This window comes from Streptomyces sp. NPDC056987, from assembly GCF_042673865.1.
Taxonomy (GTDB): domain Bacteria; phylum Actinomycetota; class Actinomycetes; order Streptomycetales; family Streptomycetaceae; genus Streptomyces.
The window spans coordinates 48,853-74,644 of record NZ_JBHURV010000008.1; the positions used below are offsets into that span (position 1 = coordinate 48,853).

Annotated in this window: 35 protein-coding genes; 32 read left to right on the forward strand and 3 right to left on the reverse strand. The window is 67.6% G+C overall.

The genetic code is table 11. From position 1 onward, the window contains the following. Positions 1-83: 83 nt before the first annotated feature. Both ACFTZC_RS11800 and ACFTZC_RS11805 read left to right on the forward strand, forming a co-directional pair. Complete coding sequence (locus tag ACFTZC_RS11800) at positions 84-7,550, forward strand: polymorphic toxin-type HINT domain-containing protein (RefSeq protein WP_382888656.1); 7,467 nt, start codon at positions 84-86, stop codon at positions 7,548-7,550. Between the two features lie 5 nt (positions 7,551-7,555). Beyond that, entirely contained in the window at positions 7,556-8,005 is a 450-nt protein-coding gene (locus ACFTZC_RS11805; protein WP_382888657.1) for an SUKH-3 domain-containing protein, read from the forward strand. Positions 8,006-8,007: 2 nt separating this feature from the next. Here ACFTZC_RS11805 and ACFTZC_RS11810 read toward each other — a convergent pair whose 3' ends face one another. After that, complete coding sequence (locus ACFTZC_RS11810; RefSeq protein ID WP_382888658.1) at positions 8,008-8,466, reverse strand: hypothetical protein; 459 nt, start codon at positions 8,464-8,466, stop codon at positions 8,008-8,010. Between the two features lie 251 nt (positions 8,467-8,717). Here ACFTZC_RS11810 and ACFTZC_RS11815 point away from each other — a divergent pair, with 251 nt between their 5' ends. Continuing rightward, positions 8,718-9,596: a helix-turn-helix domain-containing protein gene (locus tag ACFTZC_RS11815; protein ID WP_382888659.1), complete on the forward strand. Its 879-nt coding sequence runs from the start codon at positions 8,718-8,720 to the stop codon at positions 9,594-9,596. Continuing rightward, entirely contained in the window at positions 9,593-9,814 is a 222-nt protein-coding gene (locus ACFTZC_RS11820) for a DUF397 domain-containing protein (RefSeq protein ID WP_382888660.1), read from the forward strand. Before ACFTZC_RS11815 ends, ACFTZC_RS11820 begins: the two co-directional genes overlap by 4 nt. Positions 9,815-9,848: 34 nt before the next feature. Here the strand turns inward: ACFTZC_RS11820 and ACFTZC_RS11825 are convergent, their stop codons facing one another. Both ACFTZC_RS11825 and ACFTZC_RS11830 read right to left on the reverse strand, forming a co-directional pair. Further along, entirely contained in the window at positions 9,849-10,277 is a 429-nt protein-coding gene (locus ACFTZC_RS11825; RefSeq protein WP_382888661.1) for a hypothetical protein, read from the reverse strand. Continuing rightward, positions 10,274-10,465 (reverse strand): hypothetical protein, encoded by a 192-nt coding sequence (locus tag ACFTZC_RS11830; RefSeq protein WP_382888662.1) that lies wholly within the window; start codon positions 10,463-10,465, stop codon positions 10,274-10,276. Before ACFTZC_RS11830 ends, ACFTZC_RS11825 begins: the two co-directional genes overlap by 4 nt. Positions 10,466-11,026: 561 nt before the next feature. Here ACFTZC_RS11830 and rpsJ point away from each other — a divergent pair. From rpsJ to rpsK, 28 genes are all read left to right on the forward strand, one after another. Beyond that, on the forward strand, positions 11,027-11,335 hold the full coding sequence (rpsJ, locus tag ACFTZC_RS11835; protein WP_003948644.1) for a 30S ribosomal protein S10: 309 nt from the start codon (positions 11,027-11,029) through the stop codon (positions 11,333-11,335). Between the two features lie 14 nt (positions 11,336-11,349). Then, entirely contained in the window at positions 11,350-11,994 is a 645-nt protein-coding gene (gene rplC, locus ACFTZC_RS11840; RefSeq protein ID WP_382888663.1) for a 50S ribosomal protein L3, read from the forward strand. Positions 11,995-12,002: 8 nt separating this feature from the next. Continuing rightward, positions 12,003-12,656 carry a 50S ribosomal protein L4 gene (rplD, locus tag ACFTZC_RS11845; protein WP_382888664.1) on the forward strand — a complete coding sequence of 218 codons (654 nt, stop codon included), beginning with the start codon at positions 12,003-12,005 and terminating at the stop codon, positions 12,654-12,656. Continuing rightward, positions 12,656-12,973, forward strand: coding sequence for a 50S ribosomal protein L23 (rplW, locus tag ACFTZC_RS11850; protein WP_365807055.1), 318 nt, complete (start codon positions 12,656-12,658; stop codon positions 12,971-12,973). Before rplD ends, rplW begins: the two co-directional genes overlap by 1 nt. Positions 12,974-13,023: 50 nt before the next feature. Further along, on the forward strand, positions 13,024-13,860 hold the full coding sequence (gene rplB, locus ACFTZC_RS11855) for a 50S ribosomal protein L2 (RefSeq protein WP_129770859.1): 837 nt from the start codon (positions 13,024-13,026) through the stop codon (positions 13,858-13,860). Positions 13,861-13,872: 12 nt separating this feature from the next. After that, positions 13,873-14,154 (forward strand): 30S ribosomal protein S19, encoded by a 282-nt coding sequence (gene rpsS / locus ACFTZC_RS11860; RefSeq protein ID WP_003966956.1) that lies wholly within the window; start codon positions 13,873-13,875, stop codon positions 14,152-14,154. A 40-nt stretch (positions 14,155-14,194) separates the two neighbouring features. Then, complete coding sequence (gene rplV / locus ACFTZC_RS11865; RefSeq protein WP_026249422.1) at positions 14,195-14,542, forward strand: 50S ribosomal protein L22; 348 nt, start codon at positions 14,195-14,197, stop codon at positions 14,540-14,542. Then, complete coding sequence (rpsC, locus tag ACFTZC_RS11870) at positions 14,542-15,390, forward strand: 30S ribosomal protein S3 (protein WP_365807057.1); 849 nt, start codon at positions 14,542-14,544, stop codon at positions 15,388-15,390. The genes rplV and rpsC overlap by 1 nt, the downstream gene beginning before the upstream one ends. A 5-nt stretch (positions 15,391-15,395) precedes the next feature. Then, a complete protein-coding gene (gene rplP / locus ACFTZC_RS11875) occupies positions 15,396-15,815 on the forward strand; it encodes a 50S ribosomal protein L16 (RefSeq protein ID WP_073220207.1) in 420 nt (139 codons plus the stop codon). Then, positions 15,815-16,039, forward strand: a complete 225-nt coding sequence (gene rpmC, locus ACFTZC_RS11880) for a 50S ribosomal protein L29 (RefSeq protein ID WP_031230018.1) — start codon at positions 15,815-15,817, stop codon at positions 16,037-16,039. The genes rplP and rpmC overlap by 1 nt, the downstream gene beginning before the upstream one ends. Then, positions 16,039-16,329: a 30S ribosomal protein S17 gene (gene rpsQ / locus ACFTZC_RS11885; protein ID WP_365807061.1), complete on the forward strand. Its 291-nt coding sequence runs from the start codon at positions 16,039-16,041 to the stop codon at positions 16,327-16,329. Before rpmC ends, rpsQ begins: the two co-directional genes overlap by 1 nt. A 120-nt stretch (positions 16,330-16,449) precedes the next feature. Further along, the gene (rplN, locus tag ACFTZC_RS11890; RefSeq protein WP_003966950.1) at positions 16,450-16,818 is read left to right on the forward strand and encodes a 50S ribosomal protein L14; all 369 of its coding nucleotides are present in this window, start codon (positions 16,450-16,452) and stop codon (positions 16,816-16,818) included. 2 nt (positions 16,819-16,820) lie between these two features. Then, positions 16,821-17,144 (forward strand): 50S ribosomal protein L24, encoded by a 324-nt coding sequence (gene rplX / locus ACFTZC_RS11895; protein ID WP_249948330.1) that lies wholly within the window; start codon positions 16,821-16,823, stop codon positions 17,142-17,144. Continuing rightward, on the forward strand, positions 17,144-17,704 hold the full coding sequence (rplE, locus tag ACFTZC_RS11900; RefSeq protein ID WP_030351443.1) for a 50S ribosomal protein L5: 561 nt from the start codon (positions 17,144-17,146) through the stop codon (positions 17,702-17,704). The genes rplX and rplE overlap by 1 nt, the downstream gene beginning before the upstream one ends. 2 nt (positions 17,705-17,706) lie before the next feature. Beyond that, entirely contained in the window at positions 17,707-17,892 is a 186-nt protein-coding gene (locus ACFTZC_RS11905) for a type Z 30S ribosomal protein S14 (protein WP_003948630.1), read from the forward strand. 213 nt (positions 17,893-18,105) lie between these two features. Next, positions 18,106-18,504, forward strand: a complete 399-nt coding sequence (gene rpsH / locus ACFTZC_RS11910) for a 30S ribosomal protein S8 (RefSeq protein WP_319680019.1) — start codon at positions 18,106-18,108, stop codon at positions 18,502-18,504. Positions 18,505-18,525: 21 nt separating this feature from the next. Then, positions 18,526-19,065, forward strand: coding sequence for a 50S ribosomal protein L6 (gene rplF / locus ACFTZC_RS11915; RefSeq protein ID WP_382888665.1), 540 nt, complete (start codon positions 18,526-18,528; stop codon positions 19,063-19,065). Between the two features lie 3 nt (positions 19,066-19,068). Then, positions 19,069-19,452 carry a 50S ribosomal protein L18 gene (gene rplR, locus ACFTZC_RS11920; RefSeq protein ID WP_114659653.1) on the forward strand — a complete coding sequence of 128 codons (384 nt, stop codon included), beginning with the start codon at positions 19,069-19,071 and terminating at the stop codon, positions 19,450-19,452. Positions 19,453-19,498: 46 nt separating this feature from the next. Continuing rightward, positions 19,499-20,101 carry a 30S ribosomal protein S5 gene (rpsE, locus tag ACFTZC_RS11925; protein WP_030351447.1) on the forward strand — a complete coding sequence of 201 codons (603 nt, stop codon included), beginning with the start codon at positions 19,499-19,501 and terminating at the stop codon, positions 20,099-20,101. Next, a complete protein-coding gene (gene rpmD, locus ACFTZC_RS11930; protein WP_041985698.1) occupies positions 20,101-20,283 on the forward strand; it encodes a 50S ribosomal protein L30 in 183 nt (60 codons plus the stop codon). The genes rpsE and rpmD overlap by 1 nt, the downstream gene beginning before the upstream one ends. A gap of 1 nt (position 20,284) precedes the next feature. Then, the gene (gene rplO, locus ACFTZC_RS11935) at positions 20,285-20,743 is read left to right on the forward strand and encodes a 50S ribosomal protein L15 (RefSeq protein WP_382888666.1); all 459 of its coding nucleotides are present in this window, start codon (positions 20,285-20,287) and stop codon (positions 20,741-20,743) included. Between the two features lie 432 nt (positions 20,744-21,175). After that, on the forward strand, positions 21,176-22,495 hold the full coding sequence (gene secY / locus ACFTZC_RS11940; protein ID WP_382888667.1) for a preprotein translocase subunit SecY: 1,320 nt from the start codon (positions 21,176-21,178) through the stop codon (positions 22,493-22,495). Continuing rightward, a complete protein-coding gene (locus ACFTZC_RS11945; RefSeq protein ID WP_382888668.1) occupies positions 22,495-23,160 on the forward strand; it encodes an adenylate kinase in 666 nt (221 codons plus the stop codon). The genes secY and ACFTZC_RS11945 overlap by 1 nt, the downstream gene beginning before the upstream one ends. Positions 23,161-23,338: 178 nt before the next feature. Further along, positions 23,339-24,178 (forward strand): type I methionyl aminopeptidase, encoded by an 840-nt coding sequence (map, locus tag ACFTZC_RS11950; protein WP_382888669.1) that lies wholly within the window; start codon positions 23,339-23,341, stop codon positions 24,176-24,178. A 153-nt stretch (positions 24,179-24,331) separates the two neighbouring features. Continuing rightward, positions 24,332-24,553 carry a translation initiation factor IF-1 gene (gene infA / locus ACFTZC_RS11955; protein WP_003956442.1) on the forward strand — a complete coding sequence of 74 codons (222 nt, stop codon included), beginning with the start codon at positions 24,332-24,334 and terminating at the stop codon, positions 24,551-24,553. 57 nt (positions 24,554-24,610) lie between these two features. Beyond that, complete coding sequence (gene rpmJ / locus ACFTZC_RS11960; protein ID WP_003956441.1) at positions 24,611-24,724, forward strand: 50S ribosomal protein L36; 114 nt, start codon at positions 24,611-24,613, stop codon at positions 24,722-24,724. 181 nt (positions 24,725-24,905) lie between these two features. Continuing rightward, complete coding sequence (gene rpsM / locus ACFTZC_RS11965) at positions 24,906-25,286, forward strand: 30S ribosomal protein S13 (RefSeq protein ID WP_382888670.1); 381 nt, start codon at positions 24,906-24,908, stop codon at positions 25,284-25,286. 67 nt (positions 25,287-25,353) lie between these two features. Then, positions 25,354-25,758, forward strand: coding sequence for a 30S ribosomal protein S11 (gene rpsK / locus ACFTZC_RS11970; protein ID WP_003956432.1), 405 nt, complete (start codon positions 25,354-25,356; stop codon positions 25,756-25,758). Positions 25,759-25,792: the final 34 nt, after the last annotated feature.

A 25,792-nucleotide genomic window follows, 5' to 3' on the forward strand; every position in this document is an offset into this window, starting at 1 on the left:
CACAGAATCAGCGCGTTCTGCGTTCGGCCGCATATGCGGCCCGCATTCGGTGCGGCGTCCCTGGGGGATCTGGCGTGTCTCGTATGTCTGAAACTCGCCGTCGTCGGCGTCGTATTCACCGCACCCTCGTGCCGGGGCTCGGCCTCGCTCTGCTCGTGACGCTGCTGCCCGCGCAGGCGGCGCTGGCGGTCCCGCCCGACCCCACGAAGACGGGGCGCGAGGAACTGGTCCTGGAGAAGCTCGACCAGGACCAGGCGGTGTCGGGCAGGACCGTCAACCGGAACCTCGACAGCCTGAAGACCGAGACGCCCGAGGACCTGCAACAGGCGCCCGCGGGCACCACCACCGTGCCGCCCGCCGACACCGGCACGGTCACCTTCGGGTCCGGAGGCGCCGGAGCCTCCGGAACGTCCCGCACAGGCGTCAGCAGCGCGTCGGCCCCCACCGCCGCCGTCGACCTCGTGGCGGACGTGATCCCCGTGGCGGACCTGCCGGTCAGCCTGGGCCAGGCGCCCGGGGAAGCCGCGCCGACCGGCACCTGGCAGGTCTCGGTCGCGGGACGGACGGAGACCGCGGCCCAGGGCGTGGACGGCGCGCTGGTCACCGTACGGCCCCCGGACTCCGGCGCGGTGCCGGTCTCCGTGCGGTTCGACTACGAGAAGTTCAAGAATCTGTACGGCGCCGACTGGGCCTCGCGGCTGCGCCTCGTCCAGTTCCCCGCGTGCTACCTGACCACCCCCGATCTGGAGGAGTGCCAGGCCTACGAGGAACTGGAGACGGTCAACGACACCGCCACGGGAACGGTCACCGCCACGGTCGACACGGGTGCCGAGGCGGCCGCGGACGGTGCGGAAACGGCCGCGAACGGCGCGAAGACGGCCTCCAGCGTCACGCGCGCCGGTTACCCGGGCCATCCGCGAGCCGCCACGGCAGCCGGCGCCGCCACCGTCCTCGGCGTCACCGACTCCGGCGCGGGCGCGGGCGGTTCGTTCCAGGCCACCCCGCTCGCCTCCAGCGGAACCTGGGCCGCCGGCGGCTCCTCCGGCTCCTTCTCCTGGTCGTATCCGCTGACCGTGCCCCCGACCCCGGCCGGCCCCTCGCCCAACATCTCCCTCACGTACGACTCGCAGGGGGTCGACGGCAAGACGGCCGTCTCCTCGCCGCAGGCCTCGTGGATCGGAGAAGGCTGGGAGTACGAGCCCGGCCACATCGAGCGGCGCTACCGCTCCTGCAAGGACGACACCAAGAAGCTCACGGCCGGCACCCCCAACAACACCGCCAAGAAGGACCGGACGTCCGACCTGTGCTGGGTGTCGTACAACGCGGTGATGTCGCTGAACGGCCGGACCACCGAGCTGGTCAGAGTCGGCGACACCAACACCTACCGCCCGCAGAACGACGACGGCACCCGTGTCGAGCTGAAGACCGGTGCCGCCAACGGCGCCTATGACGGCGAGTACTGGGTGGTCACCACCCCGGACGGCACGGCGTACCACTACGGGCTGAACGCCGTCGGCGGCGGCCACGCCACCACCAACTCCGTCTCCACCGTGCCCGTCTACGGCAACCACCCCGGCGAGCCCTGCCACGCCGACACCTTCGCCGCCTCCCGCTGCGGCGCCGGCAAGCAGCGGGCGTGGCAGTGGGGCATGGACAAGGTCGTCGACGTCCACGGCAACGCGATGGTCGTCAACTGGAAGCAGGAGACGAACCACTACTCCGTCAACAAGAAGTTCAAGTCCCCGGAGCAGTACGACCGGGCCGCCCACCCCGTCTCCATCGAGTACGGGATGCGCACCGCCGACCTGACCAAGCCGTCCGCCACCGTCGAGTTCGGCGTCCAGCAGCGCTGTCTGAAGTCGGCCGCCGCCTGCGACCCGGCGAACTTCGCCAAGACCGACGACCCCGGCGCGTACCGCCCCTGGTGGGACACGCCCGGCAACCTCAACTGCAGGTCCACGTCCAAACTGTGCCCCGCCTTCCCGTCCTTCTGGACCCAGCTGCGCCTGGACACGGTGACGACGAAGGCCGTCCGCGCCGACCAGAACGGCACCCGGACCGGACTCGGCAAGGTCGACACGTACACGCTGCGCCAGTCCTTCCCCTCCGACTGGTACGACACGTCCCCCGGCCTCTGGCTCAACTCGATCACCCGCAGAGGCTTCGCCCCCGGCGACACCACCGGCACGCTCCAGTCCAAGGACGGTGTCAGCTTCGGCGAATACCGGGTGGGCTCCTCCTCCCCGCTGCGCGCCCGCCTCAGGGACCGGCAGCTGCCCAACCGGGTGCCGACCGGGCCCGGGGACCAGGCCCCCGGCTTCACCCGCCCCCGCATCGGGACGGTCGCCACCGAGAACGGCGGCGACATCCAGGTCGAGTACACCGGCGGCTGCACGGCCGAGCCCGCCACCGACAAGGGCAGGAACAACACCACCTGCTACCCGGTGCGCTGGTCCCCGGACGGCGAGGAGAAGACCCCGGCCAAAGCGTGGTTCAACAAATACGTCGTCGCCTCCGTCACCGAGACCGACCGGGTCACCACGCACGGCAAACCCGTCGTGACGGCGTACAAGTACACCTCCCCCGCCTGGCAGAAGGGCGACGACGAGTTCCTGCGCCCCGCGCTGCGCACGTACAGCGTCTGGCGCGGCTACCGGCAGGTCGCCGTCACCAAGGGCAGCAAGTCCACTTCCCAGCAGGGCGATCCGCAGTCCCAGTCGTACACCGTCACCCGCTTCTTCCAGGGCGTGGGCGGCCAGGTCAAGGACTCCGAGGACACCGTCGTCCTGCTCGCCGACGACGCACCGCAGTTCGCGGGCATGACCGCCGAGACGCTGACGTACGCGCACTCGGAAGGCCGCGTCCTCAGCCGCGCCCTGACCTTCCCCAGATCGAAGGAGACAGCCTCCAGGCCCCGCCAGGCCGAGGACGGCACCGATCTCGACCCGCTGCTCGCCCACCGCACCTGGGTCGCCCGCACGGACGCCGTCCAGACGGTCCGCGAGAGCTGGCGGACGGTACGGACCGAGACGACCGTGGACGACACCTACGGGCTGCCCACCCAGCTGGAGATGTCGGTCGTCAAGCCCAACGGCACCGGCGAGACCGTCAGCGACCAGGTCTGCCTGCGGACCTCCTACGTCCACAACACGGCCGACTGGATCATCGGCAAGGCCAAGGAGACCCGCTCCACCGCCACGCCCTGCTCCGGCTTCGACACCGCCGATCCGGCGACGGAGCTGCTGAGTTCGGCCCGTACCTCCTTCGACGGCCAGGCATGGGGAGCCGCCCCGACCAAGGGGCTGGAGACGGCGATCGCGGAGCTCGACGGCGGGGGCTCGGCGCACTCCGTGACGACCACCACGGCGTACGACCCGCTCGGCCGCGTCCGGAAGGTCACGACGCCGCTCACCGGCACGTCGGAGACGGTCTACACCCCGGGCGACAGCGGCGGCCCCGTCACCGCCGTCAAGCAGATCAACGCGAAGGGCCACGCCTCCACGACGGCGTACGACCCGGGGCGCGCCCTCGCGCTGACGGCCACCGACCCGAACGGCCGGGTCACCAGGACCGAGTACGACGCGCTCGGCCGCCTGGTCAAGGGCTGGTCGCCGGGGCGCTCCTCGGGCGGCAAGTCCCCGGACACCCAGATCTCCTACCGCGGCGCCGTCGCGACGCCCGACGAGACGCGCCCCGCCGCTGTCACCGTCAAGTCGCTCAAGGACGACGGGAGTTACGCGACCGAGGTCGCCCTCTACGACGGCCTGGGCCGCCCGGTGCAGACCCAGGGCGAGGCCCACGGCGCCGGCCGGATCATCACCGACACCAAGTACAACGACCACGGCCTGGTCCTGGAGCAGACCGGCGGCTACCTCGCCCAGGGCGAGCCCGAGACCAAGCTGTTCGCCCGGGTCTCGGAGTCCCTCGTACCGAACAAGACGAAGACCCGGTACGACGGCCTGGAACGCCCGGTGCGCTCCTCCGTCTACCACGGCGCCGACTTCAAGTACGCGACGTACACCACGTACGGCGACGACTACGTCTACGTCGACCCGCCGGGCCAGACCGCCCCGACCACCCAGAGCTTCACCGACGCGCAGGGCCGGGTCACCTCGGTCCAGCACCACACCCAGGCCGGTGGCAGCGGCACCCAGCGGACGACGAAGTACGCGTACGACGCGCGCGGCAACCACACCAAGGTCACCGACCCGGCCGGCAACACCTGGGAGTACACGTACGACGTCCGCGGGCGCCTGACCAGCTCCACCGACCCCGACACCGGGACCTCCACCTTCGCGTACGACGCCGCCGACCGCCGGACGCGGGCCACCGACGCGCTCGGTAAGAGCGTCCACACCCAGTACGACGAACTGGACCGCGTGGTCGCCGTCCGCGAGGGGTCGGCGACCTCGGCGCCGGTCAAGGAGTTCACGTACGACACCCTGCCCGGCGCGACCGGGCTGCCCGTCGCCTCGATCCGCCACGACGCGACGGGCGACTACATCGACCGGGTCACCGGTTACGACACCGATTACCAGGTCACCGGCCGGGAAACGGTCATCCCCTCCCACGCGACAACAGCCGGGCTCTCCGGAACGTACGCGTACTCCTACGCCTACACGCCCACCGGAAAGCCGCTGTCGGTCACGCTCCCGGCGAAGGGCGGGCTGGCGGCCGAGAAGGTCGTCACGCGGTACGACGACGACGGGCTGCCGGAGTCCACCTCGGGGATCTCCTGGTACACCTCCGACGTCACGTACTCCCCGTACGGCGAGCCGCTGCGCTCGGTCAGCGGGTCGCAGCCCGCGCGCGTCTGGACCACCAACTTCGTGGACCAGCACACCGGGAGCCTCCAGCGGACGGTCACCGACCGCGAGACGGCGGGCACGTACCGGGTCGCGGACAGCTACTACTCGTACGACGCCTCGGGCACGATCACTTCCAACGCCCGCAAGCTCACCGACGCGTCCGGCTCCACCTGGGACAACCAGTGCTACACGTACGACGCGCTCGGCGAGCTGGTCCACGCCTGGACGTCGAGCCTCACCCCCGGCACCTCGGGCACCGGCTGCCGCTCGTCCGGCGGCACCAACTGGGGCTACCGCGCGGACGGCGAGCCCTCCGGGGGCCCGGTCGCGGACGCGCCGACGGCGGCCACCGACACGACGACCCCCAGCGCGGGCCTGACCACCTCGCTGGCAGCGGCGGCGCCCGCGCCGACGACGGTCTCGACGGGCTCCACGGCATACCGCCAGTCCTTCACCTACGACTGGCTGGGCAACCGGGCCACGCTGACGGACCACGACCCGGCCGACGCGGCATCGAGCGTCACGTACACCTCCCGGTACGGCCGCCAGGTCACCGGCAAGGGCCTGGTCCAGCCGCACACCCTCACCTCGGTGTCCGCCACGGCAGGAGGCAAGAGCAGCGCGTACACCTACGACGACGTCGGCAACACCACGGTCCGCGACCTCCCCGCCACCACCCAGAACCTGGCCTGGACGGCGGAGAACAAGCTCGACACGATCACGGACGACGGGGTCAAGACGCGGTACGTGTACGACGCGGCGGGCAACCGCATCCTGGAGAACTCACCCACCGGCTCCACGCTCTACCTCGGCGAGACCGAGCTAACCACGGACGCCACCGGCAAGATCACCCGCGCCTCCCGCGCGTACTCCCAGCCGGGCGCCCCGACGGTCGTCCGCACCACGGTCAACGGCGCCACCACGGGCCACACCCTCAACGCCCTGATCTCCGACCACCTCGGCACGGCCAACACCACGGTCGAACTGGGCGCGTCCCAGACGGTCACGCGCCGCGCCTTCAAACCGTACGGCGAGGCCCGCGGCCCGAAGCCCACTGCCTGGCCGAACAGACGCGGCTACCTCGGCACCGGCATCGACGACGCGGCCACGGGCCTGACCCACCTGGGCGCCCGCGAATACGACCAGGCGGCGGGCCGCTTCCTCTCGGCGGACCCGGTCATGGACGTGACCGAACCACTCCAGATGAACGGCTACGCGTACGCGGGCAACAGCCCGGTCAGCTCCAGCGACCCTACGGGGCTGTGCCCGGCGGACATCTGCGGAGAGGGGGCACAGAACCCTTCCCCGCACTACGGCGGCGGTACGAAGAAGGGCGGTGGCGGCGGCGGGGGCAAATCCACTGCGGGGAGCGGCAGTTCGGCTACCACGACAACGGTCAGATACACGATCACCAAAACGGTCACGGTGACCAAGCCCGCCCCCTGCGGTTTGGTCTGCAAGGCCAAGGGCTTCTGGAAGAAGTACAAGACCGAGATCATCACCATCACCACCGAGGTTGTGGTGGGCGTGGCCTGCGGCTCGGTAGCGGTCGGCGCGGGTGCGGTGACGGGCGGCGTCGGCGCCGTGGCGGTGGGAGCGTCCTGCGGAGCCATCGCGGGCGGGGTCGCGGGAGCGGTCGGCAACGCGATGGAGTCCGAGGCGGACAAGAGCCTGGGCGGCTTCGCGAAAGCGGTCGGCAAGGGAGCCGCGGTCGGGGCTGTCGGCGGGGCCGTCGGCGGCGCGATCGGCAAGGCCGTCGCCAAGGGCGCCAAGGCGGTCGCCTCCAAGGTCGTCAGACGGGGAAGCGGGGGCGGCAGCCCGAAGGGCGGCGGCGGTGGCGGCGCGAAGGTCGGCGGCGGCAGCACAAAGAGCGGCGGTGGTGGCTGCAGCAAGTCGCCGAACAGCTTCCTCCCGAAGACGGAGGTCCTGCTCGCGGACGGCACCCGCAAGAAGATCGCCGATGTAAAGGTCGGGGACCGGGTTCTCGCGACGAACCCGAAGACGGGCGAGACGGTCGCGAAGCCGGTGACGGCGGAAATCATCGGCAAGGGCACCAAGAACCTGGTCAGGGTCACCATCGACCTGGACGGAAAGAAGGGCGACAGGACCGCGTCGGTCACGGCGACGGACAAGCACCCCTTCTGGGTCCCGGAACTGGACGAGTGGATCAACGCCAGGGACCTCCACCCGGGCCAGTGGCTCCGCACCAGCAGTGGCGTCCACGTCCAGATCACAGCGATCAAAACGTGGACCCAGTCGGCCACGGTCCACAACCTCACTGTCGCCGACATCCACACGTACTACGCGCTGGCGGGGGCAACACCGGTTCTCGTCCACAATTGTGGTGTAGTTGCTGCGGCTCGAGCCGCAGCTGATCGTGCATCTTTGGTGCGGCCGTCCAAAGCGCGTCCAGCCGTAGCAGAGGCTCTTCAATTGCCGAGCGGTCAGGTCTACTCAAGTACGAGCGTCAGGGGAACGCCTCCTGCGCTGCACCCGATCGTTCAGGATATTCTGGATGCTATCCCGGCTGCGGAGCGCGGTGTCGGCCACGGGAGTTGCGGATTGGCTGTATGCGTTTCACAGGCGCTGACGGATGGACACAACCCAACAGGATCGTCGGCAGCCGGAGTGATCGTACGCGGATCCACGGATAATCCGATGCATGGTTATCCTGTAGGGCCCTGCGATAGTTGTGTGGCGCTGGAAGATGCCTTCGACCTTGACTTTGTTACCGCGGGGTGAATTGGATGGGAATCTTTCCCGATGAAGTGGACCGCATACTGAGGGAGGCCGGCTGGACGCCTGGCAGGCAGGTCAGCACGGAACCATGGTTGGCGTCCTTTGAAGCCGAGGGTCTTCAGCGGCACCCGGTGGTCAGCGCCTTCCTTGCTGAGTTCGGAGGGCTCGCTGTGGACATCTCTGGCCCCGGAATCAGCCGTGCACGCGAGCCGTTTGAATTTGACCCCATGCTATGCCTGGGTGAAGGAGATAGATTCCTGGAATGGGGCGAGGAGATCAATAAATCGATCTTCCCTGTCGGTGTGCACGACGGGGGCCGTTTCTTCCTCGGGATCGATGAGCAAGACGAGCTGTATCTCGTCGAGACATGGGTGGCGTCTTTTGGTCAAATGCCGGAGGCTATGAGTAATCTAATTCTGGGTGTTCGGCCCGTCATTGTTAATGATGGAGGAATGTAGGATCACGCGATCTCCGGCGGATCCAGTACCGCCGCGGGCGAGCGCCACGGGACGAGGGATGTCCAGCCGACCACGGGCATCGTCTCGTCGTAGTGGGGAGCGAACTCCGCGCCGATGAGGGGCGGCATCCGGTAGCCCTGGCCGCGCACGTGCTCCGTGAACTCCTCGGGGAGCGCGGCGTGATGGGTCTCGACGTAGTGGGGGAAGTCCTGGCGCCAGAGCCAGGTGCCGTCGGTGAGCAGCGATGAGCAGCCCGCGGAGTGCCGGTGAGGGCGCCCGGTGAGGACGTCGCGGCCGGATTCCATCACGTCGATGAGGTAGTGGCCGGCGTCCAGGTAGGCCACCAGGTCCGCCTCGTCCGGCTCGCCTGTGGCGCGGAGCGCGTCGTGCAGGGAGCCGTTCGGTTGGCCGGAGCCGGGGCCGGCGTCGAGTTCGTCGTAGAAGCCCAGCAGTCCCAGCACCGTGTCTCTCCTTCGTCGGCGGGTCGTCCCGAACGTAGTTCATGGAACGGGGCGTGGAGGGGCGCGGACCGTCGCCGGGGACGCACGCAAGAGTGGTGGTTCGAGGTTTACGTCACGCTGTGTGGCCGGATGTGCGTAGGGTCATCCGTAATGGCGTGCTTACGGGTGATTGCTGACCTGTGTGCCCCTTCGGGGCCTTCCGCGCGCTGAGATTCGTGTGGTGACCGACGTCGATCTCGGAGGTGCGCGCGGTGGGTGTGAGCAGGAGCGGTACGGACGGAGCGGACGGCCCGGACGGGGCCGGCTGGGGGCCGGACTTCGAGGATGACGACTCGGGGGCCGTCGTCGCGGCGCTGGGCCGGCAGATCAAGCTCTGGCGGACGGCGGCCGGGCTGAGCCAGGCCGAGTTCGGTACGGCGATCGGCTACGGCGAGAACCAGGTCTACAAGGTGGAGGCCGGCAGCCGTATCCCGCGGCCGGAGTTCCTGGACCGGGCGGACGAAGTGCTGGGCGCGGGCGGCAGGATCGCCGCGATGAAGGAGGACATGGCGGAGGCGCGCTACCCGAAGAAGGTCCGGGGCGTGAAGAAGCTGGAGGACGAGGCCGTCGAGCTGCTGGCCTACAACAACTCCGTCATCGAAGGGCTGTTGCAGACCGAGGAGTACGCGGAGGCCGTGTTCGGCAACCGGCGACCGCCGTTCTCCGAGGAGGAGGTGGAGCGCAGGATGGCGGGGCGTACGGCGCGGAAGCAGATCCTCGGGTCCCCGACCGCGCAGCCCGTTTTCAGTTTCGTCCAGTGCGAGGCCACGCTACGCCGTGAGATCGGGGGCAGAATGGTGTTGCGGCGCCAGCTCGAACACCTCCTGGAGGTGGGCCGGTTACGCAATGTTGATCTTCAGGTCCTGCCGTTGAGTTGCGCGGAGAACTCTGGCCTTGGTGGGTCGTTCCGGCTGCTCAGGCTGAAGGAGGGGACTACGATCGCGCTGAACGAGATCCAGCTCCTCAGCCGCGTGATTTCCAACCCCAAAGAGGTCCAGATCCTGGACATCCGCTACGGGGTGCTCCGGGCGCAGGCACTCACTCCTCGGGATTCGCTGGCCTTCATCGAGAAACTGCTGGGAGAGACATGACCTTCAAGCCCTCCGCAGGAGACGCTTCGAACCTGGCGTGGTTCAAGAGCAGCTACAGCACGGACGACGGCCCTTCGTGCGTCGAGATCGGCGCCACCTCATGCACGGTCCATGTCCGTGACTCCAAGGACATACGGCTGCCCTCCCTCGGATTCTCCGTCGCCGCGTGGGCCGACTTCGTTCCGTACGCCGCGGACGTCCCGGAGAAGAAGCGCTGACCCTGCGCGGCTGAGCGGTCGGGGAGTCAGGGAGTCACGGAGTCCTCGTCCCCGCGCCGGAACGCGGCGCGGAGACGGTCGGGAGGGTGCCGTCGGCGACCAGGTCCGTCACGGCGGCCGTGTGTTCGCGGATCAGGTAGTCCGTGGCGTGTTCGGTCGCCGACTCGTGCTCCAGTTGCTCGCGGCGGAAGCGCAGGCGCGTTCGGCAGTCCTCGATGATCTCGCCCCAGGTGCGGACCCGGATCCTGAACCTCAGGTGGGAGACGGCGCACCCGGGCACGCGGTCCGGCTGGTGGGCCTGTTCGCGGAGGGTGGCGTCCATGGTGTTGCCCACCAGCCAGAAGTCCCAGGTCACCCGGGTGTCCCGGAACCTCGGGTCCCGCCGGACGGCCTGTGCGTAGCTGCTGATCTCTGCGAACTCGGTCATGCCCAGGGTGGCCTCGGGGCGCTTGAGTTCGATCACCAGGTGGTGTCGCTCGTCGTGCCGTTGCCGTGTGGCTTTCGACAGCATGAGGTCGGCGAGGAGTGGAAGTGCGTCCTCGTGCGTTCACGGGCCGCCGCCACCCCGGCCGTGCGGTCTCCCGCGGGATTGCTCAGCCGGGTCAGTCCCGCGACGTGCTCCCTGCCGGTCATCAGCCGTGACTGTGCCATGGGCCATCGCTACCTTTCACCGCTTCTGACCGCGCCGTTACTGTGCGATCACGTCCGGGTGAGGATAGCCGCGCCTTCACTGTTCGTATCTCGGCATCTACTTTGAGTGACGTCCTGAGGGCTGCTTCGGTGCCGAAGATTCGGCGTTCGCCGCGTGGGGTACGCTTTCCGGCCCGATTGGCCAGGGTCAAGGGCCCTGTGGCACACTGTTCAGGTTGCTCGGTTGAGTGCCAATGCTGCGCGCCTCCCGCCGGGAGGACCGGAAGCGAGTCCCACAGTACTCGTCGTCTCCAACTGCCTTACGGGGCAGCGCTGGGGCCGGACGTACGGGAATCTTCCGGGAAGTGTCAGCGGGGCACCGGCCAGGCTCCCGGTGGCGGAACGCGATGTATCCCGCGGTTCTCCCCGGCTCGCGGACGTTGGGCCCGCACCCCTTGCAGGGAAAATCCTTCGGGAGATTTTCATGGACGGGGCCGCGACACGCCCGACCGCGTGGGTCGGAGAAGAGCCCGGAACCACCGGGTCCCAGAGCGTTACGAGAGACAGGACTACGAAGCAGCCATGGCGGGACAGAAGATCCGCATCCGGCTCAAGGCCTACGACCACGAGGTCATCGACTCCTCGGCGAAGAAGATCGTCGAGACGGTGACGCGTACTGGTGCGTCGGTCGCGGGCCCGGTGCCGCTGCCCACTGAGAAGAACGTGTACTGCGTCATCAAGTCGCCGCACAAGTACAAGGACTCGCGCGAGCACTTCGAGATGCGCACGCACAAGCGCCTGATCGACATCCTCGACCCGACGCCCAAGACCGTTGACTCGCTGATGCGCCTGGACCTTCCGGCCGGCGTTGACATCGAGATCAAGCTCTGAGAGGCGCGGAAGAGATGGCAAAGCAGATCAAGGGTGTCCTGGGCGAGAAGCTCGGCATGACCCAGGTCTGGGACGAGAACAACCGTGTCGTCCCGGTGACCGTGGTCAAGGCCGGACCCTGCGTCGTTACCCAGGTCCGTACGAATGACTCCGACGGCTACGAGTCGGTCCAGATCGCCTTCGGCGAGATCGACCCGCGCAAGGTGAACAAGCCCCTCAAGGGCCACTTCGCCAAGGCCGACGTGACCCCCCGCCGCCACCTGGTGGAGCTGCGGACCTCCGACGCGAGCGAGTACACGCTCGGCCAGGAGATCACCGCCGAAGCGTTCGAGTCCGGCGTCAAGGTCGACGTCACGGGCAAGAGCAAGGGCAAGGGCTTCGCCGGTGTCATGAAGCGTCACAACTTCAAGGGCCTCGGCGCCGGTCACGGCACCCAGCGCAAGCACCGCTCTCCCGGTTCCATCGGTGGCTGCGCCACCCCGGGCCGTGTGTTCAAGGGCCTCCGCATGGCGGGCCGCATGGGCAACGAGCGGGTCACCACCCAGAACCTGACCGTTCACGCCGTTGACGCGGAGAAGGGCCTGCTCCTGATCAAGGGCGCGGTTCCTGGTCCGAACGGCGGCCTCGTCCTGGTCCGTACCGCGGCCAAGGGGGCCTGAGGTAACTGATGAGCACCGTTGACATCCTTTCGCCGGCAGGCGACAAGGCCGGGACCGTCGAGCTCCCCTCGGAGATCTTCGACGCCAAGGTCAGCATCCCGCTGATCCACCAGGTCGTTGTCGCCCAGCTGGCCGCTGCCCGACAGGGCACGCACAAGACCAAGACCCGCGGCGAGGTCCGTGGCGGTGGCAAGAAGCCGTACCGCCAGAAGGGCACCGGCCGCGCCCGTCAGGGTTCGACCCGCGCTCCGCAGTTCGCCGGTGGTGGCGTCGTCCACGGCCCCGTGCCGCGTGACTACTCGCAGCGGACCCCGAAGAAGATGAAGGCCGCCGCCCTGCGCGGTGCCCTCACCGACCGGGCCCGCCACTCCCGTATCCACGTCGTCTCCGGCGTGGTGGACGGGACGGTCTCCACCAAGGCCGCGAAGACGCTGTTCGGCAAGATCTCCGAGCGCAAGAACGTGCTCCTGGTCGCCGAGCGCTCCGACGAGGCCGCGTGGCTCTCCGCCCGCAACCTGCCCCAGGTGCACATCCTGGCGCCGGGCCAGCTGAACACGTACGACGTGATCGTCTCCGACGACGTGGTCTTCACCCAGGCCGCTTTCGAGTCCTTCGTGTCTGGCCCCCAGAAGGCCGATGACAACGAGGGGAGCGAAGCCTGATGGCCGAGATCACCAGCAAGTCCTTCCACGACCACCGCGACATTCTTGTCAAGCCGGTTGTGTCCGAGAAGAGCTACGCGCTGCTCGACGAGAACAAGTACACGTTCATCGTGGCGCCCACGGCCAACAAGACCCAGATCAAGCAGGCCGTGGAAGCGGTCTTCTCGGTCAAGGTCGCCGGGGTCAACACGATCAACCGCCAGGGCAAGCGCAAGCGCACCCGCACCGGTTTCGGTAAGCGCGCCAACACCAAGCGCGCCATCGTGACCCTCGCTGAGGGCGACCGTATCGACATCTTCGGCGGACCGACCTCCTGACGGAGGTCGAGACGTCCAGGATCCGGAATTCTTCCGAGGACTGAGAGACAATGGGTATCCGCAAGTACAAGCCGACGACCCCGGGCCGTCGTGGCTCCAGCGTCGCCGACTTTGTCGAGATCACGCGGTCCACGCCGGAGAAGTCGCTGGTCCGCCCGCTGCACAGCAAGGGCGGCCGTAACAACGCCGGTCGTGTGACCGTTCGCCACCAGGGTGGTGGCCACAAGCGCGCCTACCGCGTGATCGACTTCCGTCGTCACGACAAGGACGGCGTGCCTGCCAAGGTCGCGCACATCGAGTACGACCCGAACCGCACCGCGCGCATCGCGCTGCTCCACTACGCGGACGGCGAGAAGCGCTACATCATCGCCCCCCGTGGCCTGGCGCAGGGCGCCCGTGTCGAGAACGGTCCGGCCGCCGACATCAAGCCCGGCAACAACCTGGCGCTGCGCAACATCCCGGTCGGTACGACCATCCACGCCATCGAGCTGCGGCCCGGCGGCGGCGCGAAGTTCGCCCGCTCCGCGGGTGCCTCCGTGCAGCTGCTGGCGAAGGAGGGCTCCATGGCCCACCTGCGCATGCCGTCCGGTGAGATCCGGCTGGTCGACGTCCGCTGCCGCGCCACCATCGGCGAGGTCGGCAACGCCGAGCAGTCGAACATCAACTGGGGCAAGGCCGGCCGTATGCGCTGGAAGGGCGTTCGCCCGACCGTCCGCGGTGTCGCGATGAACCCGGTCGACCACCCGCACGGTGGTGGTGAGGGCAAGACCTCCGGTGGTCGCCACCCGGTCAGCCCGTGGGGTCAGAAGGAGGGTCGTACTCGCTCGCCGAAGAAGGCAAGCAGCAAGTACATCGTCCGCCGCCGCAAGACGAACAAGAAGCGCTAGGAGCGGGTTTAGATGCCGCGCAGTCTCAAGAAGGGGCCCTTCGTCGACGGACACCTCATCAAGAAGGTGGACGTACAGAACGAGGCAGGCACCAAGAACGTCATCAAGACCTGGTCCCGTCGCTCGATGATCGTCCCGGCCATGCTGGGCCACACGATCGCGGTGCACAACGGCAAGATCCACGTCCCGGTGTTCGTCACCGAGTCGATGGTCGGCCACAAGCTCGGCGAGTTCTCGCCGACTCGCACCTTCCGCGGCCACGTCAAGGACGACCGGAAGTCGAAGCGCCGCTAACGCGGGGTGACTGACTATGACTTACACCGAAGGGACAACCATGGAAGCCAGGGCCCAGGCGCGGTACATCCGCGTCACGCCCATGAAGGCCCGCCGCGTGGTGGACCTCATCCGTGGCATGGATGCCACGGAGGCTCAGGCGGTCCTGCGCTTCGCCCCGCAGGCCGCGAGCGTGCCGGTCGGCAAGGTGCTGGACAGCGCCATTGCCAACGCCGCGCACAACTACGACCACACCGACGCCAATTCGCTGGTCATCAGCGAGGCGTACGTGGACGAGGGTCCGACCCTGAAGCGGTTCCGGCCGCGCGCCCAGGGCCGTGCCTACCGGATCCGTAAGCGGACCAGCCACATCACCGTGGTCGTCAGCAGCAAGGAAGGAACCCGGTAATGGGCCAGAAGGTTAACCCGCATGGGTTCCGGCTCGGTATCACCACGGACTTCAAGTCCCGCTGGTATGCCGACAAGCTGTACAAGGACTACGTCAAGGAAGACGTCGCCATTCGTCGCATGATGACGAAGGGCATGGAGCGGGCCGGCATCTCCAAGGTGGAGATCGAGCGCACCCGCGACCGCGTCCGTGTCGACATCCACACCGCGCGTCCGGGCATCGTCATCGGCCGCCGCGGCGCCGAGGCCGACCGTATCCGCGGCGAGCTGGAGAAGCTGACCGGCAAGCAGGTCCAGCTGAACATCCTTGAGGTCAAGAACCCCGAGGTGGACGCTCAGCTCGTGGCCCAGGCCGTGGCCGAGCAGCTCTCCTCGCGTGTCTCCTTCCGTCGCGCCATGCGTAAGAGCATGCAGTCGACGATGAAGGCCGGCGCCAAGGGCATCAAGATCCAGTGCGGTGGCCGTCTCGGCGGCGCCGAGATGTCCCGCTCGGAGTTCTACCGCGAGGGCCGCGTGCCCCTGCACACGCTCCGCGCCAACGTGGACTACGGCTTCTTCGAGGCCAAGACGACCTTCGGCCGTATCGGTGTGAAGGTCTGGATCTACAAGGGCGACGTCAAGAACATCGCCGAGGTCCGCGCCGAGAACGCCGCGGCGCGCGCCGGCAACCGTCCCGCCCGCGGTGGCGGCAACGACCGTCCCGCCGGCCGCGGTGGCCGCGGTGGCGAGCGTGGCGGACGTGGCCGCAAGCCGCAGCAGAGCCCGGCTGCCGAGGCCCCCAAGGCCGACGCCACCGCCGCTCCTGCCGCCGAGGCGACGACCTCTTCTAACGGCGGAACGGAGGCCTGACCGAAATGCTGATCCCCCGTAGGGTCAAGCACCGCAAGCAGCACCACCCGAAGCGCAGCGGTATGTCCAAGGGTGGCACGCAGGTTGCGTTCGGCGAGTACGGCATCCAGGCGCTGACCCCCGCGTACGTGACGAACCGGCAGATCGAGTCCGCTCGTATCGCCATGACGCGTCACATCAAGCGTGGCGGCAAGGTCTGGATCAACATCTACCCGGACCGTCCGCTCACGAAGAAGCCCGCCGAGACCCGCATGGGTTCCGGTAAGGGTTCCCCCGAGTGGTGGATCGCCAACGTCAAGCCCGGTCGGGTGATGTTCGAGCTGTCCTACCCGAACGAGAAGATTGCGCGTGAGGCGCTTACCCGCGCTGCTCACAAGCTTCCGATGAAGTGCCGGATCGTTCGGCGCGAGGCAGGTGAGGCGTGATGGCGGCCGTGACCAAGGCGTCCGAACTGCGCGAGCTGGGCAACGAGGAGCTTGTCGACAAGCTCCGCGAGGCCAAGGAAGAGCTGTTCAACCTCCGCTTCCAGGCGGCGACCGGCCAGCTCGAAAACCACGGGCGGCTGAAGCTCGTGCGCAAGGACATCGCGCGGATCTACACCCTGATGCGTGAGCGCGAGCTGGGCATCGAGACGGTGGAGAGCGCCTGATGACTGAGAACAACGTGACCGAGACCAACGCCACGACCGACCGCGGCTTCCGCAAGACCCGCGAGGGCCTGGTCGTCAGCGACAAGATGGACAAGACCGTCGTCGTCGCCGTCGAGGACCGCGTCAAGCACGCCCTGTACGGCAAGGTCATCCGCCGTACGAACAAGCTCAAGGCCCACGACGAGCAGAACGCCGCCGGCATCGGCGACCGCGTTCTCCTGATGGAGACCCGGCCGCTGTCCGCCACGAAGCGGTGGCGCATCGTCGAGATCCTTGAGAAGGCCAAGTAACACCCAGTAGGTCCCCCTCCGAGGGGGTTTCCCCTCGGAACAGTTCCGCCAGGCTCGGCGGGGAAGCGCTAGTCACTAGCGCTTCCCCGCCGGGAACCGGCAGACGATCAGGAGATAGACGTGATCCAGCAGGAGTCGCGACTGCGCGTCGCCGACAACACGGGTGCGAAGGAAATTCTCACCATCCGTGTTCTCGGTGGCTCGGGTCGCCGCTACGCGGGCATCGGTGACGTCATCGTCGCCACCGTCAAGGACGCGATCCCCGGTGGCAACGTGAAGAAGGGTGACGTCGTCAAGGCGGTCATCGTTCGCACCGTCAAGGAGCGTCGTCGTCAGGACGGCTCGTACATCCGCTTCGACGAGAACGCCGCCGTCATTCTGAAGAACGACGGCGACCCTCGTGGCACCCGTATCTTCGGCCCGGTGGGCCGTGAGCTGCGCGAGAAGAAGTTCATGAAGATCATCTCGCTCGCGCCGGAGGTGCTGTAAGCATGAAGATCAAGAAGGGCGACCTGGTTCAGGTCATCACCGGCAAGGACAAGGGCAAGCAGGGCAAGGTCATCGTGGCCTACCCCACGCAGGACCGTGTTCTCGTCGAGGGTGTCAACCGGGTCAAGAAGCACACCAAGGCCGGCCAGACGGCTCGCGGTTCGCAGACCGGTGGCATCGTGACCACCGAGGCCCCCATCCACGTGAGCAACGTTCAGCTCGTCGTGGAGAAGGACGGCAAGAAGGTCGTTACCCGCGTCGGCTACCGCTTTGACGACGAGGGCAACAAGATCCGCGTTGCCAAGCGGACCGGTGAGGACATCTGATGACTGCGACCACTACCGCGCCGCGTCTGAAGCTGCGCTACCGCGAGGAGATCGCCGGCAAGCTGCGTGAGGAGTTCTCGTACGAGAACGTCATGCAGATCCCCGGCCTCGTCAAGATCGTGGTCAACATGGGTGTGGGCGACGCCGCCCGCGACTCCAAGCTGATCGAGGGTGCCATCAAGGACCTCACCACGATCACCGGCCAGAAGCCGTCCGTCACCAAGGCCCGCAAGTCGATCGCGCAGTTCAAGCTGCGCGAGGGGCAGCCGATCGGCTGCCACGTCACCCTCCGCGGTGACCGCATGTGGGAGTTCCTGGACCGTACGCTGTCGCTCGCGCTGCCGCGTATCCGTGACTTCCGCGGCCTGTCGCCCAAGCAGTTCGACGGCCGTGGCAACTACACCTTCGGTCTCACGGAGCAGGTCATGTTCCACGAGATCGACCAGGACAAGATCGACCGGGTCCGGGGCATGGACATCACCGTGGTGACCACGGCGACCAACGACGACGAGGGTCGTGCCCTCCTTCGTCACCTCGGCTTCCCGTTCAAGGAGAACTGACCGTGGCGAAGAAGGCTCTGATCGCTAAGGCCGCCCGCAAGCCGAAGTTCGGCGTACGTGGCTACACCCGCTGCCAGCGCTGCGGCCGGCCCCACTCCGTCTACCGCAAGTTCGGCCTGTGCCGCGTGTGCCTTCGTGAGATGGCCCACCGTGGCGAGCTGCCGGGCGTGACCAAGAGTTCCTGGTAGTCCTCCGTTCCGGAGCACTGCCCGAACTCTCGGTAAGCAATTTGGTTGGCGGGAGCCCTCCTTCACATGCCGTAGGCTTGTGGGGTTGGGCGCCCGCCGTCCATGACTGACTTACTACGCCGTAGGTCCCCGCACCGCACCCGTCCCGGCTCTGACCGGGGAGAGGGATGGCGCATACAGGAAACCCCGGCGAGAGAGGCCGAAGGCCAATTCATGACCATGACTGATCCCATCGCAGACATGCTCACGCGTCTGCGCAACGCGAACTCGGCATACCACGACGACGTCGTGATGCCGCACAGCAAGATCAAGTCGCACATCGCGGAGATCCTCCAGCAGGAGGGCTTCATCACCGGCTGGAAGGTCGAGGACGCCGAGGTCGGCAAGAACCTCGTCCTGGAGCTGAAGTTCGGCCCGAACCGCGAGCGTTCGATCGCCGGCATCAAGCGCATCTCCAAGCCGGGTCTGCGCGTGTACGCGAAGTCCACCAACCTGCCGAAGGTCCTCGGTGGCCTGGGCGTGGCGATCATCTCCACGTCCCACGGTCTCCTGACCGGCCAGCAGGCAGGCAAGAAGGGCGTAGGTGGGGAAGTCCTCGCCTACGTCTGGTAGTCGGGAACGGAGGAAAAGCTCATGTCGCGAATCGGCAAGCTCCCCATCCAGGTTCCCGCCGGTGTGGACGTCACCATCGATGGCCGCACGGTCGCGGTGAAGGGCCCCAAGGGTTCCCTCTCGCACACCGTCGCCGCGCCGATCGAGGTCACCAAGGGCGAGGACGGCACCCTCTCGGTGCTGCGCCCCAACGACGAGCGTCAGAACAAGGCCCTCCACGGCCTGTCCCGCACGCTGGTGGCGAACATGATCACCGGTGTGACCCAGGGATACATCAAGGCGCTCGAAATCAGCGGTGTCGGTTACCGCGTCCAGGCGAAGGGCTCCAACCTGGAGTTCGCCCTGGGCTACAGCCACCCGATCCTCATCGAGGCCCCCGAGGGCATCACCTTCAAGGTCGAGACGCCCACGAAGTTCAGCGTCGAGGGCATCGACAAGCAGAAGGTCGGCGAGGTCGCCGCTAACATCCGCAAGCTGCGGAAGCCCGACCCGTACAAGGCCAAGGGCGTCAAGTACGCGGGCGAGGTCATCCGCCGCAAGGTCGGAAAGGCGGGTAAGTAAGCCATGGCATACGGTGTGAAGATCGCCAAGGGTGACGCGTACAAGCGCGCCGCCATCAAGCGCCGCCACATCCGCGTGCGCAAGCACGTCTCCGGCACGCCGGAGCGTCCGCGCCTCGTCGTGACGCGCTCCAACCGCAACATCGTGGCCCAGGTCATCGACGACATCGCGGGCCACACGCTCGCGTCCGCGTCGACCCTGGACACCTCGATCCGCGGTGGCGAGGGCGACAAGAGCGCCCAGGCGCAGAAGGTCGGCGCCCTGGTCGCCGAGCGCGCCAAGGCCGCGGGTGTCGAGGCTGTCGTGTTCGACCGTGGTGGCAACAGGTACGCCGGGCGCATTGCCGCTCTGGCTGACGCCGCCCGCGAAGCCGGGCTGAAGTTCTAGGCCCCGGTTCCGGGACTAACGGACGTAACAGAGAGAGGTAAATCCAATGGCTGGACCCCAGCGCCGCGGAAGCGGTGCCGGTGGCGGCGAGCGGCGGGACCGGAAGGGTCGCGACGGTGGCGCTGCCGCCGAGAAGACCGCTTACGTTGAGCGTGTCGTCGCGATCAACCGTGTCGCCAAGGTTGTGAAGGGCGGTCGTCGCTTCAGCTTCACCGCGCTGGTCGTGGTGGGCGACGGTGACGGCACCGTGGGTGTCGGTTACGGCAAGGCCAAGGAGGTGCCGGCCGCCATCGCCAAGGGTGTTGAGGAGGCCAAGAAGCACTTCTTCAAGGTCCCCCGTATCCAGGGCACCATCCCTCACCCGATCCAGGGCGAGAAGGCCGCGGGCGTCGTCCTGCTCAAGCCGGCGTCCCCCGGTACCGGCGTTATCGCCGGTGGCCCGGTGCGTGCCGTGCTGGAGTGCGCGGGCGTGCACGACATCCTGTCGAAGTCGCTCGGCTCGGACAACGCGATCAACATCGTGCACGCGACGGTGGCGGCCCTCCAGGGCCTGCAGCGTCCCGAGGAGATCGCGGCCCGCCGCGGTCTGCCCCTTGAGGACGTCGCCCCTGCCGCCCTGCTGCGTGCGCGTGCGGGAGCGGGTGCGTGATGGCCCGTCTCAAGATCACGCAGACGAAGTCGTACATCGGCAGCAAGCAGAACCACCGCGACACGCTGCGTTCGCTCGGGCTGAAGCGCCTGAACGACGTGGTGGTCAAGGAGGACCGTCCCGAGTTCCGCGGCATGGCGAACACCGTGCGGCACCTCGTCACGGTCGAGGAGGTCGACTGACATGGCGGACAACACCAACCCGCTGAAGGCACACGACCTCCGTCCTGCCCCGGGCGCCAAGACCGCCAAGACCCGTGTGGGTCGTGGTGAGGCGTCCAAGGGTAAGACCGCTGGTCGCGGTACCAAGGGCACCAAGGCCCGCTACCAGGTTCCGGAGCGCTTCGAGGGTGGGCAGATGCCCCTCCACATGCGCCTCCCGAAGCTGAAGGGCTTCAAGAACCCGTTCCGCACCGAGTACCAGGTCGTGAACCTGGACAAGCTCTCCGCTCTCTACCCCGAGGGCGGCGAGGTCACGGTGGCCGACCTGGTCACCAAGGGCGCGGTGCGCAAGAACAGCCTCGTCAAGGTCCTGGGCCAGGGCGAGATCACCGTGGCGCTGCAGGTTTCGGTCGACGCCGTCTCCGGCTCCGCCAAGGAGAAGATCGCCGCCGCGGGCGGCACGGTCACCGAGCTGGTCTGAGTTCGGCTGATTCCAGGGCCTGGGCCGTACCTCGCGTCAGAGGTACGGCCCAGGCCTTTTTCCGAGGCCTGGGGCCGGGTACGTACCCCTCCCGGCGGCTCCACGAGCCCCGTGGGCCCGGCGAGCACGCGAAACACCCGTCCCGCCGCCCGGAGGGGCGCAGGGCCCCGGCAACGCGTGGCGCGGCCGGAACGGGGGCGTCTTCCAGCCCCGGCGGCGATACGCGGATGACCACAGAGCGCAGTGGATGTTCTGGTAAGGCGTGGTCCCCGGTAAGGTGTCAGACGCTGTCGCATGCCTCATGGCCGCCGGCGGCGGTGGTGACACCGCTGACTGCGGTACCGGCGGCCCGGCAGGCTTCGCAGACACCTATCCATCGAAACCTCAGACCGTCACCTCTGGCGCAGTAGCGCGGGGGTCGCAGGAGGCACCGTGCTCACCGCGTTCGCCCGGGCGTTCAAGACACCCGACCTGCGCAAGAAGCTGCTCTTCACGCTCGGCATCATCGTGCTGTACCGGATGGGGGCGCATGTACCCGCACCCGGTGTCAGTTACGAGAATGTCCAGATCTGTGTCGATGCGGCCCAGAAGGGCAACAACAGCCTGTTCGGCTTGGTGAACATGTTCAGCGGCGGGGCGCTGCTGCAGATCACGATCTTCGCGCTCGGCATCATGCCGTACATCACCGCGAGCATCATTCTGCAGCTCCTGACCGTGGTCATCCCCCGGCTGGAGGCCCTCAAGAAGGAGGGGCAGTCCGGCCAGGCGAAGATCACCCAGTACACCCGTTATCTGACGATCGCCCTGGCGGTCCTTCAGGGCACCGGCATCGTCGCCGCGGCCCGCAGCGGCTCGCTGTTCAGCGGCTGCCCGGTCGCGACACAGATCATCCCGGACCGCTCCATCTTCACCACGGTCGTCATGGTGATCACCCTGACCGCGGGCACCGCGGCCGTCATGTGGCTCGGTGAGCTGATCACCGACCGCGGGATCGGCAACGGCATGTCCATCCTCATGTTCATCTCGATCGCCGCCGGCTTCCCCGGCGCCCTGTGGGCCATCAAGGAGAGCGGCACGCTCGCGGACGGCTGGATCGAGTTCGGCACGGTCATCCTGATCGGCTTCGTGATGGTCGGCCTCGTCGTCTTCGTCGAGCAGGCCCAGCGCCGGATCCCCGTGCAGTACGCGAAGCGCATGATCGGCCGCAGGTCCTACGGCGGTACGTCGACGTACATCCCGCTGAAGGTGAACCAGGCGGGTGTCATCCCCGTCATCTTCGCGTCGTCGCTGCTCTACATCCCGGCTCTGGTCGCGCAGTTCTCCAGCGGGAACTCCGCGTGGAAGACCTGGATCGAGGCCCACTTCGTCAAGGGCGACCACCCGTACTACATCGCGACGTACTTCCTGCTGATCGTCTTCTTCGCCTTCTTCTACGTGGCGATCTCGTTCAACCCCGAAGAAGTCGCGGACAACATGAAGAAGTATGGTGGGTTCATCCCGGGTATCCGGGCAGGCCGGCCCACGGCCGAGTACCTGAGCTACGTGCTCAACAGGATCACTTGGCCGGGCTCGCTGTACCTGGGGCTGATCGCTCTCGTACCGACGATGGCGTTGGCGGGCTTCGGCGGTGCCAACCAGAACTTCCCGTTCGGCGGGACGAGCATCCTGATCATCGTGGGTGTGGGGCTGGAGACCGTCAAGCAGATCGAGAGCCAGCTTCAGCAGCGCAATTACGAAGGGTTCCTCCGCTGATGCGAATCGTCCTCGTCGGACCGCCCGGTGCCGGCAAGGGAACGCAGGCCGCGTACCTCGCCAAGAACCTGTCGGTCCCGCACATCTCCACGGGCGACCTCTTCCGCGCCAACATCAGCCAGGGCACGGCCCTCGGCAAACAGGCGAAGGCATACATGGACGCCGGGAATCTCGTGCCCGACGAGGTCACCATCGCGATGGCGCAGGACCGCATGGCCCAGCCGGACGCCGAGAACGGCTTCCTGCTGGACGGCTTCCCGCGCAACGTGTCGCAGGCGAAGTCGCTCGACAAGGCGCTCACGGCGGACGGCGTACGGCTCGACGCCGTGCTGGACCTGGAGGTCCCCGAGGACGAGGTCGTGAAGCGGATCGCCGGCCGGCGCATCTGCCGCAACGACAGCGCGCACGTCTTCCACGTGACGTACAGCCCGCCGGAGCAGGAGGGCGTCTGTGACGTCTGCGGCGGCGAGCTGTACCAGCGGGACGACGACTCCGAGGAGACCGTACGGACGCGGCTGGAGGTCTACCACACGCAGACCGAGCCGATCATCGACCACTACCGGGCGCAGGACCTGGTCGTGACGATCTCGGCGCTCGGCAAGGTCACCGAGGTGACCGAGCGTGCGATGGCCGCGCTGGAGCGCGATCCGGCCTCGCAGGCCTGAGGGATTGAGGGATCGCTGAGGGATCGCTGAGGAATCCCTCAGCGATCTCAGTACGAGAAGCAGTAGTACGGCCGTGGTGTCCCAAGGGGCGCCACGGCCGTAGTGTTGAGCAGTCGATCGCTGGGCGGACCGCCCGGCGTATCGGTTCTCCGGACAGTCGAAGGCGGAAGGCACAGGCATGGTGGAGATCAAGACCCCCGAGCAGATCGCGAAGATGCGCGAGGCGGGGCTGGTCGTCGCCGCGGTGCACGCGGCCACCGGCGAGGCGGCCGTGCCCGGCGCCACCACCCGGGATCTGGACCAGGTCGCCCGCAAGGTGCTCGCCGAGCACGGCGCGAAGCCGAACTTCCTCGGGTACGGCGGGTTCCCCGCGACCATCTGCACCTCGGTCAACGAGGTCGTCGTCCACGGCATCCCCGACGACCGGACCGTCCTCAAGGACGGCGACATCATCTCGATCGACGCCGGCGCGATCATCGACGGCTGGCACGGCGACGCCGCCTTCACCGTCTTCGTGGGCACCGGTCACGCTCCGGAGCTGATCGAGCTGTCGAGGGTGACCGAGGAGTCGATGTGGGCGGGCATCGCGGCCATGCGGAACGGCAACCGGCTCGTGGACGTGTCCCGCGCGATCGAGACGTACATCAGGCGCCAGCCGCGCCCCGGCGGCGGCAAGTACGGGATCATCGAGGAGTACGGCGGCCACGGCATCGGCACCGAGATGCACATGGACCCCCACCTGCTGAACTACGTCACCCGCAAGCGCGGCAAGGGCCCCAAGCTGATCCCGGGCTTCTGCCTGGCGATCGAGCCGATGGTGTCGCTCGGCACGCCCCGTACACAGGTGCTGGAGGACGAGTGGACGGTCATCACGACCGACGGCACCTGGTCCTCGCACTGGGAGCACTCGGTGGCGCTGACGGAGGAGGGCCCCCTCGTCCTCACGGCCCCCGACGGCGGCCGGGCGAAGCTCGCGGAACTGGGCGTCACGGCGGCGCCGGATCCGCTGGCGTCGTAGCGACCCTGCTTAAAAATCTTCCGCGGTGGGCAAACTGAACGGATTCGTCTTTTCGAGTGCGCTCCCGTAGACTGACGCGTCGGCTCTGGTGTACCCGTGTGTCTTCATACGATCGCCAGAATCGATCAAGGTAGCCGATTCGAAGGGCGAAGCGTGGCCAAGAAGCAAGGTGCCATCGAGATCGAGGGCACCGTGATCGAGTCCCTCCCGAACGCCATGTTCAAGGTGGAGCTGCAGAACGGTCACAAGGTCCTCGCGCACATCAGCGGAAAGATGCGGATGCACTACATCCGTATCCTCCCGGATGACCGGGTCGTGGTGGAGCTGTCTCCGTACGACCTGACGCGTGGCCGGATCGTCTACCGATACAAGTAGATCTTGCGGACGTCCCCTCACCGGGGCGTGTGCACTGACCCGGAGAACCTCAATCCCATGAAGGTCAAGCCGAGCGTCAAGAAGATCTGCGACAAGTGCAAGGTGATCCGCCGTCACGGCCGGGTCATGGTCATCTGCGACAACCTGCGCCACAAGCAGCGCCAGGGCTGACGCAAGACCCCGCACCTCGCAGTACTTCGCGCGACGCGAGCAAACGTAATGACGCAGTGTCCGGCTCCCCCGTGAGGGGACCGACACCTCCGGCGGAGGCCGGAGACCCGGACCGTACGGACGCCGTACGGCGGCCGGGACAGACACTGCGGTAGACCTCCGACACCATCAGGAGCCATGAATGGCACGCCTCGCAGGCGTTGACCTCCCGCGCGACAAGCGCGTCGAGGTCGCCCTCACCTACGTCTTCGGTATCGGGCGCACCCGGTCCAAGGAGACCCTCGCCGCCGTCGGCGTCGACCCGAACGTCCGCGTCCGCGACCTCGCCGAGGAAGACCTCGTCAAGATCCGCGAGTACGTCGACGCCAACCTCAAGACCGAGGGTGACCTCCGTCGCGAGATCGCCGCCGACATCCGCCGCAAGGTCGAGATCGGCTGCTACCAGGGTCTGCGTCACCGCCGCGGCCTGCCGGTGCACGGTCAGCGCACCAGCACGAACGCTCGTACCCGCAAGGGGCCGCGTCGCGCCATCGCCGGTAAGAAGAAGCCGGGCAAGAAGTAGTCCTCAGCGGACGCTCATCAGCGGTCTTCGCTGTAGGACCGACCACCTCCACCGCAGGAGTTAAGGAATGCCTCCTAAGGGCCGTCAGGGTGCAGCCAAGAAGGTGCGCCGCAAGGAAAAGAAGAACGTCGCTCACGGGCACGCCCACATCAAGAGCACGTTCAACAACACGATCGTCTCGATCACGGACCCCTCGGGCAACGTGATCTCCTGGGCCTCCGCCGGTCACGTCGGCTTCAAGGGCTCGCGCAAGTCCACCCCCTTCGCCGCGCAGATGGCCGCCGAGTCGGCCGCCCGCCGCGCGCAGGAGCACGGCATGCGCAAGGTCGACGTCTTCGTCAAGGGTCCCGGCTCCGGCCGCGAGACCGCGATCCGCTCGCTCCAGGCCACCGGCCTGGAGGTGGGCTCGATCCAGGACGTCACCCCCACCCCGCACAACGGCTGCCGCCCCCCCAAGCGGAGGCGCGTCTGACCTCAGGTGCGTCACGCATCTGTGGTTGATACGG

Coding starts and splice junctions, on each gene's coding strand:
- rplC (WP_382888663.1), top strand. CDS start 11,350: ATGGCAAAGCAGATCAAGGGTGTCCTGGGCGAGAAGCTCGGCATGACC.
- rplR (WP_114659653.1), top strand. CDS start 19,069: ATGGCATACGGTGTGAAGATCGCCAAGGGTGACGCGTACAAGCGCGCC.
- rplE (WP_030351443.1), top strand. CDS start 17,144: ATGACTGCGACCACTACCGCGCCGCGTCTGAAGCTGCGCTACCGCGAG.
- rpsQ (WP_365807061.1), top strand. CDS start 16,039: ATGACTGAGAACAACGTGACCGAGACCAACGCCACGACCGACCGCGGC.
- rpsH (WP_319680019.1), top strand. CDS start 18,106: ATGACCATGACTGATCCCATCGCAGACATGCTCACGCGTCTGCGCAAC.
- rplW (WP_365807055.1), top strand. CDS start 12,656: ATGGCCGAGATCACCAGCAAGTCCTTCCACGACCACCGCGACATTCTT.
- rpsM (WP_382888670.1), top strand. CDS start 24,906: ATGGCACGCCTCGCAGGCGTTGACCTCCCGCGCGACAAGCGCGTCGAG.
- rplD (WP_382888664.1), top strand. CDS start 12,003: ATGAGCACCGTTGACATCCTTTCGCCGGCAGGCGACAAGGCCGGGACC.
- rpmD (WP_041985698.1), top strand. CDS start 20,101: ATGGCCCGTCTCAAGATCACGCAGACGAAGTCGTACATCGGCAGCAAG.
- rplO (WP_382888666.1), top strand. CDS start 20,285: ATGGCGGACAACACCAACCCGCTGAAGGCACACGACCTCCGTCCTGCC.
- ACFTZC_RS11830 (WP_382888662.1), bottom strand. CDS start 10,465: ATGGCACAGTCACGGCTGATGACCGGCAGGGAGCACGTCGCGGGACTG.
- rpmC (WP_031230018.1), top strand. CDS start 15,815: ATGGCGGCCGTGACCAAGGCGTCCGAACTGCGCGAGCTGGGCAACGAG.
- map (WP_382888669.1), top strand. CDS start 23,339: ATGGTGGAGATCAAGACCCCCGAGCAGATCGCGAAGATGCGCGAGGCG.
- ACFTZC_RS11820 (WP_382888660.1), top strand. CDS start 9,593: ATGACCTTCAAGCCCTCCGCAGGAGACGCTTCGAACCTGGCGTGGTTC.
- rpsS (WP_003966956.1), top strand. CDS start 13,873: ATGCCGCGCAGTCTCAAGAAGGGGCCCTTCGTCGACGGACACCTCATC.
- rplB (WP_129770859.1), top strand. CDS start 13,024: ATGGGTATCCGCAAGTACAAGCCGACGACCCCGGGCCGTCGTGGCTCC.
- ACFTZC_RS11805 (WP_382888657.1), top strand. CDS start 7,556: ATGGGAATCTTTCCCGATGAAGTGGACCGCATACTGAGGGAGGCCGGC.
- rplV (WP_026249422.1), top strand. CDS start 14,195: ATGGAAGCCAGGGCCCAGGCGCGGTACATCCGCGTCACGCCCATGAAG.
- ACFTZC_RS11800 (WP_382888656.1), top strand. CDS start 84: ATGTCTGAAACTCGCCGTCGTCGGCGTCGTATTCACCGCACCCTCGTG.
- rpsJ (WP_003948644.1), top strand. CDS start 11,027: ATGGCGGGACAGAAGATCCGCATCCGGCTCAAGGCCTACGACCACGAG.
- rplF (WP_382888665.1), top strand. CDS start 18,526: ATGTCGCGAATCGGCAAGCTCCCCATCCAGGTTCCCGCCGGTGTGGAC.
- rplX (WP_249948330.1), top strand. CDS start 16,821: ATGAAGATCAAGAAGGGCGACCTGGTTCAGGTCATCACCGGCAAGGAC.
- rplP (WP_073220207.1), top strand. CDS start 15,396: ATGCTGATCCCCCGTAGGGTCAAGCACCGCAAGCAGCACCACCCGAAG.
- rpsE (WP_030351447.1), top strand. CDS start 19,499: ATGGCTGGACCCCAGCGCCGCGGAAGCGGTGCCGGTGGCGGCGAGCGG.
- rpsC (WP_365807057.1), top strand. CDS start 14,542: ATGGGCCAGAAGGTTAACCCGCATGGGTTCCGGCTCGGTATCACCACG.
- rpsK (WP_003956432.1), top strand. CDS start 25,354: ATGCCTCCTAAGGGCCGTCAGGGTGCAGCCAAGAAGGTGCGCCGCAAG.
- ACFTZC_RS11945 (WP_382888668.1), top strand. CDS start 22,495: ATGCGAATCGTCCTCGTCGGACCGCCCGGTGCCGGCAAGGGAACGCAG.
- rpmJ (WP_003956441.1), top strand. CDS start 24,611: ATGAAGGTCAAGCCGAGCGTCAAGAAGATCTGCGACAAGTGCAAGGTG.